Consider the following 15,511-nt stretch of genomic DNA (forward strand, 5'->3'; position numbering starts at 1 on the left):
GGGGAGCGGGCTGGCCTGGTTCCCGGTGGACCAAGGCCTGCAAAAGATCGTCACATCACCTCCCACCGGAAAATCACAGCGTGAAGCTCTCGCCCAGATAGAGCCGGCGCACGTTTTCGTCCGCGACCAGCTCCTGCGGGCTTCCGGCGAACAGCACCTGCCCGCCATAGATGATGCAGGCGCGGTCGACGATGTCGAGCGTTTCGCGCACGTTGTGATCGGTGATCAGCACGCCGATGCCGCGCTGCTTCAGATCCTTCACCAGATCGCGGATATCGCTGATCGAAAGCGGATCGATCCCGGCAAAGGGTTCGTCGAGCAGCATGATCGAAGGCTTTGCCGCCAGCGCGCGGGCGATCTCACAGCGGCGGCGTTCACCCCCCGACAGTGCCATCGCGGGGCTGGTGCGCAGCCGCGTCAGCCCGAATTCGTCGAGCAGCCGCTCCAGTTCGGCGGCGCGCGTGGTCTTGTCGGGTTCGACCAGTTCGAGCACGCTGGCGATGTTCTGTTCGACCGTCATCCCGCGGAAAATACTGGTTTCCTGCGGCAGATAGCCAAGGCCGAGGATCGCACGGCGATACATCGGCAGCTTGGTCACATCCTCGCCGTCCATCAGGATGCGGCCCGAATCGGGCTTCACCAGCCCCATGATCGAATAGAAGCACGTGGTCTTGCCCGCGCCGTTGGGGCCGAGCAGGCCGAGCACCTCGCCCTTGGCGACATTGAGCGAAATGTCGGTCAGCACCGCGCGCTTGTCATAGCTCTTGGCGATCGAGATCACTTCGAGCCCGCTGCCGGTGGGCTGGATCATGGCGGCGTCGGCGGCCGGATCGGGAAGGGTCGTGCTGTCCATCAGGGGTATGTGTGTAGCAGCCTTGCGCAGTCATGTAAGCTGCGACGCGCAATTGGCAGGATTTTTGCTTAGGCGTTTGTGCAAGCCGCATGGGCCATCCGCGCGCGCAAGGATGCGCCGTATTCGAAGCATTTGCGCCAGATCTCTTGCATCCAGCGCAACAAAAGCACGCCGCCGCGCGGCTTATTGCAACTGTGTGACGATTGGGCGATACTGCCCCGCAACGATATAAATTGTGGGAGCGGGCGAGATGGACAAATCCGGACTACGCGCAACGGGCCGCGCACTGCCAGCCAGACAGGCGCGCGACTGGCGCAAGGCGATGAGCGACCATGTCGCCTATGGCCTGCTCGTCTATACCGGCCTGCAGATTTTCGTGACGATCAAGGCGCTGTCCGAAGGCACGTCCTCGGCGTTGCCCTATCTGGCGCTGATCGTTCTGGTCGCAGGCATCATCCCGGTGTGCCGCTGGTTCGAGAAACGCTGGGCGGTGTTATCCGATGCCGAGGCTGCCGACCCCGACTATGCCGGCCCCTTCCGCCGCGACGTGACCGCGCTGTGGCTGCTCGCGATCGGCCTGCCGTTCGGGCTGACGCTGATCTTCAAGATGCTGCTGAGCGTTTTCTAGGTCGCGCAGCCGCCTCCGCGGCTGCGTCCTCGGCGCTGCTCCTCCGCTACGCTTCGGGCACCTGCGGGCGGCCGTTCGGCCTTGCGGACCGCCGCTGGCGGGCCGAACTCGCGCGAACATCAACGTGATGGGCTTGCGGTCGCTGTCGCGACCGATCCTGGCGCATTCCGTCAATGCGGACTGCCAATACATGCCGCCAATGCAGGCGGCCGTTCGGCCCGCAGGGACGCGAGCGCACGGCGCGAGCCGCAGGTGCCCCGTGGCACCAGCCACGGGAACAGCACTGAGGATCAATCCGCCAGAAGCGCCTATTTTGCCGCGTTGTAACGCTCGATCGCCTCGACGGTGATCTGGCGGGCTTCGGCGGCGTTGCCCCACTTGCCCACGCGCACCCACTTTTCGGCTTCCAGATCCTTGTAGTGGGTGAAGAAGTGCTCGATCTGCTGGAAGATGATGCTCGGCAGATCGCTGGTTTCCAGCACGTCGGCGTAATAGGGGAAGGTCTCGTTCACCGGAACGCAGACAAGCTTTTCATCGCCGCCCTGCTCGTCTTCGAGGTTGAGCACGCCGATCGGCCGCGCGCGCACCACGCAGCCCGGGATGAAGGGCGAACGCGAGATCACCAGCGCATCGAGCGGGTCGCCATCGGGGCTCAGCGTGTGCGGCACGAAGCCGTAGTTCGCCGGATAGCGCATCGGCGTGTGGAGGATGCGGTCGACGAACAATGCGCCGCTTTCCTTGTCGAATTCGTACTTCACCGGTTCGCCGCCGGTCGGCACCTCGATGATGACATTGAGGTTGTCGGGGGGGTTCACGCCGGTGGGGATCTTGTCGATGCGCATGACTGTTCTCTTTGTTGTGTGCTTTGCAAGAGGTCTTGCCGCGCGCCCTTAATGCGTGGCGCAGGATTGCGAAAGACCCCGCGTGAGCCTAATCGCGCGGCGCTATGAGCAAAAAGACACCCCAGGCCATCCGCGGCACCCAGGACATCTTCGGCGCCGAGGCGGAAGCCTTCGCCTTCGTGGTCGAAACCTTCGAGCGCGTCCGCCGCATTTACCGCTTCCGCCGGCTGGAAATGCCGGTGTTCGAGAAGACCGAGGTGTTCGCGCGTTCCTTGGGCGAGACCACCGATGTCGTGTCGAAGGAGATGTATTCCTTCGACGATCGCGGCGGCGAATCGCTCACCTTGCGCCCCGAATTCACCGCCGGGATCGCGCGCGCGTTTCTCGCCAACGGCTGGCAGCAATATGCGCCGCTGAAAGTGGCCACGCACGGCCCGCTGTTCCGTTACGAACGCCCGCAAAAGGGCCGCTACCGCCAGTTCCACCAGATCGACGCCGAGGTGATCGGCGCAGGCGAACCGCAGGCGGATGTCGAGCTGCTGGCGATGGCGAATCAGCTTTTGCGCGAGCTTGGCATCAACGATGTGACCCTGCACCTGAACACGCTGGGCGATGCGGAAAGCCGCGAGGCGTGGCGGGCGGCCTTGATCGAGTATTTCCGGGCGGTGAAGGACCAGCTTTCGGAAGAATCGCAGGAGCGGCTGGAGAAGAACCCGCTGCGGATCCTCGATTCGAAGGACCCGCGCGACAAGCCCTTCCTCGCCGATGCGCCCAAGATCGACGCGTTCCTGTCGGAGGAGGCGCGCGCCTTTTTCGCGGCCGTCACCAGCGGCTTGGATGCTGCGGGGGTGAAGTGGGTGCGGGCGGAAAGCCTCGTGCGGGGCCTCGATTACTACCGCCACACCGCGTTCGAGTTCATTCCCGACGAGGGCAGCGCCTCGGCGGCGGCATTGGGCAGCCAGAGCACGGTGCTGGGCGGCGGGCGTTATGACGGGTTGATGGAAAGCCTCGGCGGCGCAGCCACGCCTGCGGTCGGCTGGGCGGCGGGGATCGAGCGGCTGGCGATGCTGGTGGGGGCGCGGGAGGAGAAGCCTGCGGACCTCGTCATTGTGGTCGAGGACGATGGGCGTGTCGGGGAAGCAATCGCCCTCATCGGCAACGTTCGCAGGGCAGGCTTTACGGCTGAGTTGGTCGCCTCGGGATCGCCGCGCAAGCGTTACGACAAGGCAGTAAAGCGCGGGGCCGTGGTCATCCTCTCACTGAGGCCAGCGATGGGTAACGGCATTACCACCGACAATCCCGAAGCGGGTGTTTTGAGCGTGCTCGGCGCCTATCGTTAGCCTGCCTCGTCACCCTGAACTTGTTTCAGGGTCCATCGCACCGCTCGCACCGCGGCTCGAAACGGCAAAATGGATGCTGAAACAAGTTCAGCATGACGAGTAAGAGAAACCAGAAATGCAAATCCCGCCCGAACGCCTCGACCAGATCGCGCACCGCTTTGCGGAGCTGGAAGCGCGCATGGCGAGCGGAACGCTCGAGGGCGAGGCTTTCGTGCGCGCCTCCCGCGACTATGCGGAACTCGAACCCGTCGCCAAGATCGCCGCCGAAGTGAAATCCGCGCGCGAAGAGATGGCGGGGCTCGCCGAAATGCTCGCCGATCCCGAGATGAAAGCGATGGCCGAGGAGGAGCTCGCCAGCCTCAAGGCCACCCTCCCCGATCTCGAACGCCGGCTCGCAATCGCGCTGCTGCCGCGCGACAGCGCCGATGCCAAGCCCGCGATGCTCGAAATCCGCGCCGGCACGGGAGGCGACGAGGCCGCGCTGTTCGCCGCCGATCTCTACCGTATGTACGAGAAATACGCCGCCGAGCAGGGCTGGAAGGTCGAAGCCGTCAGCATCGCGGCTTCCGATATCGGCGGCTTCAAGGAAGTGATCGCCAACGTCACCGGCATCGGCGTCTTCGCCAAGCTCAAGTTCGAAAGCGGCGTCCACCGCGTCCAGCGCGTGCCCGTGACCGAGAGTGGCGGGCGCATCCACACCTCGGCGGCGACCGTGGCGGTGCTGGCCGAACCCGATGCGGTCGATATCCAGATCGAGGACAAGGACCTCAAGATCGACGTCTACCGCGCGAGCGGCGCAGGCGGTCAGCACGTCAACACCACCGATTCGGCGGTGCGCATCACCCACCTGCCCACCGGCACCGTGGTGACCTGTCAGGACGGGCGCAGCCAGCACAAGAACAAGGAAAAGGCGATGCAGGTGCTGCGCACGCGCCTGTATGACGCGCAGCGCGAGGCCACCCAGGGCGCGGAGGCCGAGGCGCGCCGCGCGATGGTCGGTTCTGGCGACCGCTCCGAGCGCATTCGCACCTACAATTTCCCGCAAGGGCGCGTCACCGATCACCGCATCGGGCTGACGCTGCACAAGCTGGAAGAAGTGCTCGCCGGGCCGGGCCTTGCCGAGATGATCGATGCGCTGATCGCCGAGGACGAGGGCAAGCGGCTGGCGGCGCTGGCGGAGTGACCACCGTCGGCGAAGCGATCCGCGCCGCGGCCGAGGCCCTTGCGCGCGCGAGCGACACCGCCCGCCTCGATGCCGAATTGCTGATGGCGCACGCGCTGGGCGTCTCGCGCTCGGACATGCTGCTGAAAGCGATGCGCGACCCTGCGCCTGAGGGCTTCGCTGCACTGGTCGCGCGGCGTGCAGGGCATGAACCGGTCGCCTACATCACCGGCGAGGCGGAGTTCTACGGCCTCACCCTGCGCGTCACCCCCGCCACGCTGATCCCGCGCGGCGACAGCGAGACGCTGGTCGAAGCTGCGCTTCAAACCTGCCCCGATGCGGCGCGCGTGCTCGACCTTGGCACCGGATCGGGGGCGCTGCTGCTTGCGGTGCTGGCCGCACTTCCGGGCGCAAGCGGGATCGGCATCGACGCCTCGCGGGCTGCGGTCGATGCCGCGCGCGTCAACGCGGCAGCACTGGCGGGCGCGCGGGCAGAGATCCGCGAAGGCGACTGGCACGCGCCCGGCTGGGCCGACGATCTGGGCACCTTCGACCTCATCCTGTGCAACCCGCCCTATGTCGAGGATGACGCCGATCTGGACGCCCAAGTGCGCGATTTCGAGCCCGCATCCGCGCTGTTCGCCGGACCCGAGGGGCTCGACGATTACCGCGTCCTCATCCCGCAATTGCGCGCCCTGATGAACGCAGGCGCAGCCGCGATTGTCGAAATCGGCGCGGGCCAGGCCGAGGCGGTGGGAACGCTCGCGGCAGAGGCGGGGTTTACCGTGCAGCTGCGCCGCGATCTGGCCGGCCGGCCGCGCGCTTTGATCCTCGGTTAAGAGAAAAGCATCGCAAAGGCTTGGCAAACCCATTTCGCATCGCTACGTCACACGAAGACCGGATGGATTGCGAAGGGCGCAAACCGCTGGGTCACGCTCCTCAACTTAAGCTGAAACGGCCGTCAGGGCTCGCCCCCGGTCGCTCGCAGCGCGGAGCACGCGGCATGCTGCATGATCCGAAGCGATCATGCCTGACGTGACGCTGGGGCAAGGGGTCTGCTGACCGCGCACGGACTGATCCGGCGCCGGGTCACTGATAAGGAACAACTTCCTTGAATACTAATCGCAATAACCGGCGTCGCGGTCGCGGCAATCGCCAACAGGGCGGCAATGGCGCTCAACTCAACCGGATCGACAGCCGGGCGCGCGGCAATGCCCCGCAGATGCTCGACAAGTACAAGAAGCTGGCGCAGGACGCCCAGCATCACGGCGACCGCGTGCAGATGGAGTATTACCTCCAGTTCGCCGATCACTATTTCCGCGTGATCGCCGACAACAAGGCGCGGCAGGACGAGCAGCGCGGCGGCAACAATGGCGGCCAGCGGCGCAACGACGAACGCGAAAACGCGGAAGATTTCGAGGACGATTTCGACTTCGGCCGGCGCAGCGACACCCCCACCCGTTCGCCCTATGAACAGCCCGCCGCCGAACCGCGCACCGATGTGACCGAAGGCGAACCGGGGCAGGAAGGCGAAAGCTTCCTCGGCGAAGATCGCGCATCCGAAGCGCGCGGCGACGATCAGGGACGCGATCGCGGCCCGCGCCGCCAGCAGCAGCGCAAACCGCGCGACAATCGCGCTGATGGCGAACGCGGCGACAAGCGCGCCGAACGCCCCGCACGTGCCGACCGGGCCGAACGCCCCGAACGCGTGGAGCGTGCCGAGCAGGCCGACCGCCCGGAACGCAGCGAGCGCGCGCCCCGTGCCGAGCGGGCCGAACGTGCCGTCAGCGCCGAGCGCAGCGAAAAGCCCGCCCGCACCCGCCGTCCGCGCAAGTCGGCAGAGGATGGCGAGGCGCGCGGGATCGACAGTTCGATCCTGCCGCCCTCGATCCGCGGTGACGATGCTGGCGGCGATACCGGCACGCTCGAAACCGTCGAGTAAGCGTCGTGCAACAGCGGTTGGCGGCAGGCGCAGCCTCGGCGCAGGCGCTGGTGCAGCGCTTTCCCGCGCTGACCGCGCTGGCGCTGGGCCTGATCGCGGCCTGTGCCTATCCGCCGCTGCACCTGTGGCCGCTGGGCCTTGCCGCGTTGGCGGGCTTTGTCTGGCTGCTCTATTCCGCCGATAACTGGCGGCAGGCGATGGCGCGCGGCTGGCTGTTCGGCTGGGCGCATCTGACGCTCGCGAACAACTGGATCGCCACCGCCTTCACGCACCAGGCCGCGATGCCCGAGTTTCTCGGCTGGCTCGCGGTGCCGCTCCTGTGCATCTACCTTGCGGTCTACCCGATGCTGGCGGCGCTGGCGGCGCACCTGCTGGCGAAGAAGCGCCCGCTGTGGGCCTTCGGGCTGGTGCTGGCAGGCGCATGGATCATCACCGAGTGGCTGCGCGGCTGGGTGTTCACCGGCTACCCGTGGCCGCCTCTGGGCCTGATGCTGCTGGGGACGTGGAGCACGCCGGGACTGGCGATGGTGCTGCCGTGGCTCGGAACCTACGCCTTGTCGGGCCTGATGGTGCTGCTTGGCGCGCTGCTATGCTGGTCGCTCAACGGCCGGCGCTGGGTTATCGCGGGAGCGGGAACCTTGACGCTTGGTCTGGCAATGCACTTGCCCGGCTTTGTCGGCACGCTGCCGGTTGGCGGCGTCCGCTACACCCTCGTCCAACCGCATATCCCGCAATCCGAAATCAACGACCCTTCGAAATTCGAGGAGCAGTTCGCGCGCCTCACCCGGCTCACCATCCCTGCGCGCGGCGAATCGCGGATCGTGCTGTGGCCCGAAAGCGGCGTTCCCGACTATCTCGAGGAAGGCTATCCGACACGCTACTATGTCCAGATGACCGCGGGCGGCGATCCGCTGCTGGCGCGGCGGCGGATCGGGCGCGTGATCGGCGCGCAATCGACGCTGCTGACCGGGGTGGTCAATCTCGACATCGGCACCATGCCCAGCGGGCGCGCGGGCGCGGTCAGCGCGCGCAATTCGGTGATGGCGATCGATGGCGCGGGCAAGATCGTGGGCGGTTACGACAAGGCGCATCTGGTGCCTTACGGCGAATATCTGCCGATGCGCGGGATTCTCGAACCGCTCGGCCTGTCGCGGCTGGTGGCGGGCAGCATCGACTACCTCCCCGGCCCCGGCCCGCGCACGCTCGACCTGGGGGTGCATGGCAAGGCGGGGGTGATGATCTGTTACGAGATCGTGTTCTCGGGCCACGTCGCCGACCGCGCGAATCGCCCCGACTATATCTTCAATCCATCGAACGACGGCTGGTTCGGCACCTGGGGCCCGCCGCAGCATCTGGCGCAGGCGCGGATGCGCGCGATCGAGGAAGGGCTGCCGGTGCTGCGCTCGACCACCACCGGGATCAGCGCGGTGATCGATGCCGGCGGCGTGGTGCGCGCGTCGATCGGGATGGGCAAGGCCGCACGGCTCGAAGGCGTGGTGCCCGCCGCGCGTGCGCCGACGCTGTTCGGTCAGTGGGGCCACGCGCTCACGCTGGCATGGGCCGCGGCGCTTCTGATGCTGGGTCTGGGCTTGCCGAGAGTGCTTGCGAAAGCCCGCGCGCGCGGCTAGGGCGGAGCGGACAAAAGCGGGACATAAAGGTTTCCTTATATCTCTATAAGGTGCCCTACCCCGCCGCCGACCGCTCATTCCAGCCCCTGAGGGACATCATGCGTCACAATTATCTGTTCACCTCGGAAAGCGTCTCCGAAGGCCATCCCGACAAGGTCGCTGACCAGATTTCGGACGCGATCGTCGACCTGTTCCTGTCGAAGGACCCCGAGGCGCGCATCGCCTGCGAAACGCTGACCACGACGCAGCTGGTCGTGCTGGCGGGCGAAATCCGCTGCAAGGGCGTGTTCGAGAACGGCGCATGGGCCGAAGGCGCCAAGGACGAGATCGAGAAGACCGTGCGCAACACGGTCAAGCGGATCGGTTACGAACAGGACGGCTTCCACTGGGAAAGCTTCCGTTTCGAAAACAACCTCCACGCCCAGTCCGCACACATCGCGCAGGGCGTCGATGCGGGCGAGAACAAGGACGAGGGCGCGGGCGACCAGGGCATCATGTTCGGTTACGCCACCGACGAGACCCCCGGCCTGATGCCCGCCACGCTCTATTACAGCCACAAGATCCTCGAGCGCATGGCCGCCGACCGCCACTCGGGCGCGGCGCCGTTCCTCGAACCCGATGCGAAAAGCCAGGTCACGCTGCGTTACGAAGGCTCGGTTCCGGTCGCGGCAACCGCGGTGGTCGTTTCGACCCAGCACAAGGCGGGCTATGACGAGAACGATCCTGTCCGTCAGGCCGAACTCGAAGCATACGTGAAGGGCGTGATCGCCGATGTGATCCCGGCCAACCTGCTCTCCGAAACCGAATACTTCATTAATCCCACGGGTAGCTTCGAAATCGGCGGCCCCGATGGCGATGCCGGCCTGACCGGCCGCAAGATCATCGTCGACACCTATGGCGGCGCAGCCCCGCACGGCGGCGGCGCGTTCAGCGGCAAAGACCCGACCAAGGTCGACCGCAGCGCAGCCTACATCACCCGCTACCTCGCCAAGAACGTGGTCGCTGCCGGCCTTGCCACGCGCTGCACCATCCAGATCGCCTATGCGATCGGCGTGTCGAAGCCGCTCTCGCTCTATGTCGACACGCATGAAACCGGCACTGTCGGCGACGACAAGATCGAGCAGGCGATCCTCGGCATCGCCAAGCTCGGTGGTCTGACCCCGCGCTCGATCCGCACGCACCTTGGTCTCAACAAGCCGATCTATCAGCCGACCGCGGCCTATGGTCACTTCGGCCGCACCGCGGATGGCGACTTCTTCCCTTGGGAACGCCTCGATCTGGTCGATGATCTGAAGGCTGCTCTGGCCTGATAAAAGAACGGCGCGCCTTTGACGGGCGCGCCGTTTTCTTATGGGTCGTCCAAAGCGTTTTTGCGCGCTGCGAGCGCCGGTCAGACCCCTTCCAGACCCGCATCAGACCCCTTCCAGACCCCGCCCTGTATCGATGTTTCACGTGAAACATCGCGGCGGCGCGCAGCGATCAGCCGTGTTCGCCGTGGATCGGTGAGGGGCGATCGAACGCCAGTTCGGCATCCGAGAACGTGAAGGGGCTGCGCACCCCGGCCATCCCGCCAAGCTCGATCCGCATTCCGCGCGCGGCGACCTGCGGATCGGCAAACACCTCGTCCAGCCGGTTGATCGGCCCCGCCGGAACCCCCGCCGCGTGGCAGGCATCGAGCAGCCCCTGCTTGCTCCATGAAGCACACGCTGCCGCGATCTCCGCATCGAGCGCCGCCGCATTCGCGGTGCGATCGCCATTGGCGGCAAAGCGCGGGTCGGTGGTGAGATGCTCGAGCCCCAGCACCGCCATCAACCGGGCAAACAGCCCGTCATTGGCAGGCGCAAGGATCACATGGCCATCATCGACCGCGAACACCCCGTAAGGCGCGACCTGTGCATGGGCATTGCCCATCCGCGGCGGGTTTTCGCCGGTGGTGAAGAAATAGCTCGCCTGATTGGCCAGCAGCCCGACCGAACAATCGAGCAGGCTCATATCGACCTGCTGCCCGCGCCCGGTGCGCGCGCGCATCAACAGCGCGGCCTGCACGCCGTTGGCGGCCCAGACGCCGGTGGCAAGATCGCTGATCGAGATGCCCATCTTGACCGGATGGCCCGAAGGCTCACCGGTCAGCGACATGAACCCGCTCATCCCCTGCACCACGAAGTCATATCCCGCCTCGTGCGCGCGCGGGCCCGTCTGGCCGAACCCGGTGATCGAGCAGTAGACGAGGCCCGGATTGGCTTCGGACAGACTGGCATGGTCGAGCCCGAACTTGGCGAGCGTGCCGGTCTTGAAATTCTCGATCAGCACATCGGCGCGTTCGCACAGCGCACGCACCCGCGCCAGATCGTCCGCATCCGAAAAATCGGCAATGATCGAGCGTTTGCCGCGGTTGCAGGCGTGGTAATAGGCCGCCTCGCGGTGGACGCGGCCTTCGGCATCGGTGCGCTCGACCCATGGCGGGCCCCACAGCCGCGTGCCATCGCCTTCTGGGCTTTCGACCTTGATCACATCCGCGCCCAGATCGGCGAGGATCTGCCCGCAGAACGGCCCCGCGAGCACGCGCGCCAGTTCCACCACCTTGAGGCCCGCCAGCGGCGCCTGCGGGTTGCGCGGATGATCGAGCCACATGGCCTATTCTCCCAGCCTTGCTTTGAGGAAGGCGACACTGTCCGCCAGCACCGGGCCCTTGTTGCGGAACGGCACCGACAGCGCCATCACCACCTCTTCGTGATCGAGCGCGCCGTAATTCTTCACCTCTGCATCCGCGCCCAGCGCCTTGAGCTTTGCCCCCAGATTGTCGGCATTGCGCGGGCGCACGGTTTCGTCGCCATCCGACGTGACCAGCAGCAGCGGCGGGGCATCCGCGCGCGCAAAGGTGATCGGCTGCGTTTCGGCAGGCCTCTCCCATTGGCTGAACGCGGCAATCGATCGCGGACTGTCGAAGGGATAGAAATCGTATGGCCCCGACAGGCCCACACCCGCCTTGATGAAATCGGGTGCGATCCCGCCTGCTTCCAGCCGCTCGGCATCCAATGCGAGCATCACCGCCTGATAGGCGCCCGCCGAATGGCCCATCACCGCGACCTTGCCCGGATCGCCGCCAAACTGGCGCACATTGTCGCGCGTCCACGCCAGCGCTTCGACCCCGTCGTCCACGAAGGCGGGGAAGCGAATATCCGGTACCTTGCGATAGTCGGGCACCACCACGACAAAGCCCGCCCGCGCCAGCGCGCGCCCGGCAAAGGCATAGGAGGTGCGATCGCCCTTGGCCCAGCCGCCGCCATACCAGAACACCACCACGGGCAGGTCGCGCCCGCGCGTTTCGGGCACCCACACATCGAGTTTCTGCGAATGGCTGCCGAAAGCGACACCTTCGGCCACTTGCACCGCGCCCGTGGTTCCGCCGGTCACCCGGTCGTAATAGGCGAGCAGCCGCGGCGGCGAGGTGAAAGCGAGGAACCCGCCCACCGCGGCCAGCAGGCCAAGCCCGCCGATGCTCAGCGCGCGTTTCATGCGGTGAGGTAATGTGCGGTGGTGGTCGCGGCGATATCGGCCTCGGTCACGCCGGGCGCGGTCTCGATCAGGCGGAAGGGCTCACCCTTGCCCGCGCGCTGGAACACCGCAAGATTGGTGATCACCATGTCGACCACGCCCGCGCCGGTCAGTGGCAACGTGCATTCGGGGATGAACTTCGGCGTCCCGTCCTTGGCGGTGTGGTCCATCACGACGATGATCTTCTTCACGCCCGCGACCAGATCCATCGCGCCGCCCATTCCCTTGATCATCTTGCCCGGGATCATCCAGTTGGCGATGTCGCCGTTCTCGGCCACTTCCATCGCGCCCAGCACGGTCAGGTCGATATGCCCGCCGCGGATCATCGCAAAGCTTGTGGCGCTGTCGAAATAGGCCGAGTGCGGCAGCTCGCTGATCGTCTGCTTGCCCGCGTTGATCAGGTCGGCATCGACCTCGTCCTCGTAAGGGAAGGGACCGATCCCCAGCATCCCGTTCTCGCTTTGCAACGTCACCATCATGCCTTCGGGGATGTGGTTGGCGACCAGCGTGGGGATGCCGATCCCGAGGTTGACGTAATAGCCGTCCTTCAATTCGCGCGCGGCGCGGGCGGCCATCTGGTCGCGGGTCCAGCCGGTGGGAAGCGTGGTCATGCGGGAGAACTCCTGAAACAAGGGGCTGCGCCGGGCCGGGCGGGCGGGCGCGGGAAAGCGGAAAAGGCGAAGCTATTGACCGCCGGCGGGTGTGTCGGGGGCCCAGCGTTCGCCTTCCGGGAAGACATCGTCGATCGTGCCGCGGATCGCATGGCCGTAAACCGGGTTGGGCAGAACGAACCAGCCATCGCCCCACAATGCCGCCAGATCGCCGCGCGCGGCGAGCGTGCGGCGCTGCTGGACGGTGAGCGCAGGCGCGTTGAGCGCATCGGCGAAATCGCCAAGATTGTCGCCGGCCTGCGCAATTACGCAGTAGCGTGCGGCGATCATCGCGCGGCGGCCGTCCTTGGCCGATCCGCTCGCATCGTCGCCGCGCAGGAACAGGGTTTCGCCATGCACCGCATCGCCCAAGCCCGCCTTGGCGAGCGCGGCCACGGTGCCCGCTGCGGTCGCGGCGGCGCGGTTGGTGTTGAACACGGGCGTGATCCCCGCCTCGCGCAGCCGGCGCAGCCCTGTCACTGCGCCCGGAACGGGCACCGCCAGCATCGCGCCCTGCTGCTCCCAGCGCTCCCACACCTTGGCGTCATAGGCATTGCCGTTGCGCGCCTGCCAATATTCGAACCCGCTGTTGAGGATCACGGTCTCGTCCGCGTCGAACACCACCGCGAGCGGTTTGCGGCTGCCATCGGCGTTGCGGCACGACACCGCGCCGATCCCGCCCGCCGCGCCCGGCAGGCCGAGCAGCACCGACGTGGCAGGCGCGGTCCTGGCGCGTGCGACCGCGTAATCGGCGAGCATCCGGTAGGCCTGGATCGAGGCCCCCGCCGCCTCGCCCGAGCCATACAGCCAGCGCATCGAATCGGGCGCGGCCTGATCGCCCGGCAGTGTCGTTGTCGGAGCGGGCGTCGGTGCGGCAGCGACGATGGAAGGCACAGGGGTGGGCGCAGGGGTTGCCGCACAACCGGCGAGCAGTGCGCTCGCCAGCGTTGCGGTGAGGATCGGGGTCTTCGTCATAAGGGGGGTCTATTGTCCAAGCAGCGGGGGTGTCAGGAACCAGCCGTTGCCGATCAGCGGTTCGAGCTCGGCCCCGGCTTCGGGGTTGCGCAGATAGCGCACGCGCGCGTCGAAATCGGCGCGCTCGTCTCCGGCCATCGCGATGATGCAGGTGATCGCGGCAAGGCTCGCGCGGCGCTGGTCCTTCAGGTCGGCTTCGTCGCGGCGGAGCGAGATGATGTCCTGCCCGCGCGGGTCGAGCCCCGATTGTTCGAGCGCGGTGCGCACCGCGCCCGACTGGGTGGTGGTGAGGTCGGACAGCCAGGCGATCTCGACGCCTTCCTGCCGCAGCAGCGCAAGCCCGATCGCAAGCCCGGGCAGACGCGGCGGCACTGCCGGCGGGGCAAACACGCCGCCTGCCGGATCGAGATCGATCGCAACCACCAGCTGTTCGCCCACGGCGCAGGTCCGGCGCTTGCCATCGACCGCGATCGGATCGGCAAGCACGGCGGAAGGAAGCTCCGCCCCGCCCGCAGCCTGCCGCGCGGCTTCCTGCGTGTAACGCACAAAGCGCGCAAAACCGGCCTGATCGGCGGCAAGCGGGTTGGCAGGATCGGGGAACGCAGCTGCAGGCGTAGTCGGTGCAGATGGCAACGAGGAAGTGCGTGCAGGCACAGCAGCCGCGGGCGCGGGTGCGGGTGCGGGTGCGGGTGCGGGTGCGGGTGCGGGCGCAGCTGTTGCCGCTGGCAACGGAGCAGGAGTGGGCACAGGCGTTGGCATGGCAACGGGCGCTGGTGCCGGTGCCGGTGCCGCGGCAGGCATGGGCGCAGGCGTCGCGGGCGAAGGAACCGGCATTGGCGCGGCCCCCGCGTCACTGGCGGCGGGCGCGGCGGGCGCGGCCTCTCCCTCGCCTTCGACCACGTTCTTGCCGAGGATCGCCGAGCCCGCGAGCGCCGGAATCGCTGCGGCCACACAGCCCGAAAGCGACGTGCCCGCCAGCATCACCAGTGGCAACACAGCCAGTGCCTTGTTCATTACGCGGTCTCCTTCTCCCGAACCGTCAGGAACTCGATCTTCTTGTCATAGGGCGCCCCGAGGACGATCCGATTAACAAACACCCCGGCAAGGTGGATCTGGTCGGGATCGAGGCTGCCTGCGGGCACCACTTCCTCGACCTCCGCAACGCACACCTTGCCACAGGTCGCGGCAGGCAGGTTGAAGTTGCGCGCGGTCTTGCGGAAGATCAGGTTGCCCGTCTCGTCCGCTTTCCACGCCTTGACGATCGCCAAGTCGGCGAAGATCCCGTGTTCGAGGATATAGGTCTGCATCTCTCCGTCGCGGCCGACGAAATCCTTGTGCTCCTTGCCCTTGGCCACTTCGGTGCCGACTCCGGTGCGGGTGTAGAAGCCGGGGATGCCTGCGCCCCCTGCCCGCATCCGTTCGGCCAGCGTGCCTTGCGGGCAGAACTCGACCTCGAGCTCGCCGCTCAGATACTGGCGCTCAAATTCCTTGTTCTCGCCGACATAGGACGAGATCATCTTCTTCACCTGCCGGGTGCGCAGCAGCTTGCCGATGCCCTCGTTGTCGATCCCGGCGTTGTTGCTGGCGAAGGTCAGCCCCTTCACACCGCTGTCACGAATCGCGTCCAGCAGGCGCTCGGGCAGTCCGCACAGGCCGAATCCACCGGCGGCGATCACCATGTCGTCCCTGAGAACCCCGGCGAGCGCGGCGGGAGCATCGGTGAAAAGCTTGGTCATGGGCGGTTCTTTGCCTCTTGTGGTGTGGCGCAAGGTCTGGTTTCGAAAGCCGAAACCGCTGGCCCCGTGATTAGGAAATTCGGACCGATCTGTCACCCTCGCCGCAGCGGCAAATCCGAATCAACTTTCATGTTGCGATGCAAAATTACCGCTCGCCCGATTTTTGCGCAACAACTAGGCATATGCCCGTAAATTGGGCA

The 15,511-nt window shown here is 66.5% G+C and carries 15 protein-coding genes; 7 read left to right on the forward strand and 8 right to left on the reverse strand.

Going from position 1 to position 15,511, the window contains the following annotated elements; genetic code table 11:
• Nucleotides 1–73: 73 nt before the first annotated feature.
• Entirely contained in the window at nucleotides 74–853 is a 780-nt protein-coding gene (gene lptB / locus A9D12_RS03930; protein WP_068349976.1) for an LPS export ABC transporter ATP-binding protein, read from the reverse strand.
• Nucleotides 854–1,103: 250 nt separating this feature from the next.
• On the opposite strand from lptB, the gene A9D12_RS03935 reads away from it, so the two are divergent.
• The gene (locus A9D12_RS03935; protein WP_068349978.1) at nucleotides 1,104–1,481 is read left to right on the forward strand and encodes a hypothetical protein; all 378 of its coding nucleotides are present in this window, start codon (nucleotides 1,104–1,106) and stop codon (nucleotides 1,479–1,481) included.
• A gap of 308 nt (nucleotides 1,482–1,789) precedes the next feature.
• Here the strand turns inward: A9D12_RS03935 and ppa are convergent, their stop codons facing one another.
• The gene (gene ppa, locus A9D12_RS03940) at nucleotides 1,790–2,323 is read right to left on the reverse strand and encodes an inorganic diphosphatase (RefSeq protein WP_068349980.1); all 534 of its coding nucleotides are present in this window, start codon (nucleotides 2,321–2,323) and stop codon (nucleotides 1,790–1,792) included.
• 104 nt (nucleotides 2,324–2,427) lie between these two features.
• Between ppa and hisS the strand changes: the two genes are divergently transcribed.
• From hisS to metK, 6 genes are all read left to right on the forward strand, one after another.
• Complete coding sequence (hisS, locus tag A9D12_RS03945) at nucleotides 2,428–3,663, forward strand: histidine--tRNA ligase (protein ID WP_068349982.1); 1,236 nt, start codon at nucleotides 2,428–2,430, stop codon at nucleotides 3,661–3,663.
• Between the two features lie 115 nt (nucleotides 3,664–3,778).
• Nucleotides 3,779–4,846, forward strand: coding sequence for a peptide chain release factor 1 (gene prfA / locus A9D12_RS03950; RefSeq protein ID WP_068349984.1), 1,068 nt, complete (start codon nucleotides 3,779–3,781; stop codon nucleotides 4,844–4,846).
• Nucleotides 4,843–5,664 carry a peptide chain release factor N(5)-glutamine methyltransferase gene (gene prmC, locus A9D12_RS03955; RefSeq protein ID WP_068349991.1) on the forward strand — a complete coding sequence of 274 codons (822 nt, stop codon included), beginning with the start codon at nucleotides 4,843–4,845 and terminating at the stop codon, nucleotides 5,662–5,664. Before prfA ends, prmC begins: the two co-directional genes overlap by 4 nt.
• A 272-nt stretch (nucleotides 5,665–5,936) precedes the next feature.
• Nucleotides 5,937–6,767, forward strand: a complete 831-nt coding sequence (locus tag A9D12_RS14425; protein ID WP_082925385.1) for a DUF4167 domain-containing protein — start codon at nucleotides 5,937–5,939, stop codon at nucleotides 6,765–6,767.
• 5 nt (nucleotides 6,768–6,772) lie between these two features.
• Complete coding sequence (gene lnt, locus A9D12_RS03965; protein ID WP_068349993.1) at nucleotides 6,773–8,395, forward strand: apolipoprotein N-acyltransferase; 1,623 nt, start codon at nucleotides 6,773–6,775, stop codon at nucleotides 8,393–8,395.
• 98 nt (nucleotides 8,396–8,493) lie between these two features.
• Nucleotides 8,494–9,705: a methionine adenosyltransferase gene (gene metK / locus A9D12_RS03970; RefSeq protein ID WP_068349995.1), complete on the forward strand. Its 1,212-nt coding sequence runs from the start codon at nucleotides 8,494–8,496 to the stop codon at nucleotides 9,703–9,705.
• 169 nt (nucleotides 9,706–9,874) lie between these two features.
• Here the strand turns inward: metK and A9D12_RS03975 are convergent, their stop codons facing one another.
• The 6 genes from A9D12_RS03975 to A9D12_RS04000 all read right to left on the reverse strand — a co-directional run bounded on the left by A9D12_RS03975 (nucleotide 9,875) and on the right by A9D12_RS04000 (nucleotide 15,311).
• Nucleotides 9,875–11,026, reverse strand: a complete 1,152-nt coding sequence (locus A9D12_RS03975) for a CaiB/BaiF CoA transferase family protein (protein ID WP_068349996.1) — start codon at nucleotides 11,024–11,026, stop codon at nucleotides 9,875–9,877.
• A 3-nt stretch (nucleotides 11,027–11,029) separates the two neighbouring features.
• The gene (locus tag A9D12_RS03980) at nucleotides 11,030–11,911 is read right to left on the reverse strand and encodes an alpha/beta hydrolase (protein ID WP_068349997.1); all 882 of its coding nucleotides are present in this window, start codon (nucleotides 11,909–11,911) and stop codon (nucleotides 11,030–11,032) included.
• Nucleotides 11,908–12,561, reverse strand: a complete 654-nt coding sequence (locus A9D12_RS03985) for a CoA transferase subunit B (RefSeq protein WP_068353610.1) — start codon at nucleotides 12,559–12,561, stop codon at nucleotides 11,908–11,910. The genes A9D12_RS03980 and A9D12_RS03985 overlap by 4 nt, the downstream gene beginning before the upstream one ends.
• Before the next feature lie 72 nt (nucleotides 12,562–12,633).
• On the reverse strand, nucleotides 12,634–13,575 hold the full coding sequence (locus A9D12_RS03990; RefSeq protein WP_068349998.1) for a 5'-nucleotidase, lipoprotein e(P4) family: 942 nt from the start codon (nucleotides 13,573–13,575) through the stop codon (nucleotides 12,634–12,636).
• A 9-nt stretch (nucleotides 13,576–13,584) separates the two neighbouring features.
• Nucleotides 13,585–14,589 (reverse strand): hypothetical protein, encoded by a 1,005-nt coding sequence (locus A9D12_RS14845; protein ID WP_068349999.1) that lies wholly within the window; start codon nucleotides 14,587–14,589, stop codon nucleotides 13,585–13,587.
• Nucleotides 14,589–15,311, reverse strand: coding sequence for a CoA transferase subunit A (locus A9D12_RS04000; RefSeq protein WP_068350001.1), 723 nt, complete (start codon nucleotides 15,309–15,311; stop codon nucleotides 14,589–14,591). Before A9D12_RS04000 ends, A9D12_RS14845 begins: the two co-directional genes overlap by 1 nt.
• Between the last annotated feature and the right edge of the window lie 200 nt (nucleotides 15,312–15,511).

The sequence above is a fragment of the Erythrobacter neustonensis genome, from assembly GCF_001663175.1.
Lineage (GTDB): Bacteria > Pseudomonadota > Alphaproteobacteria > Sphingomonadales > Sphingomonadaceae > Erythrobacter > Erythrobacter neustonensis.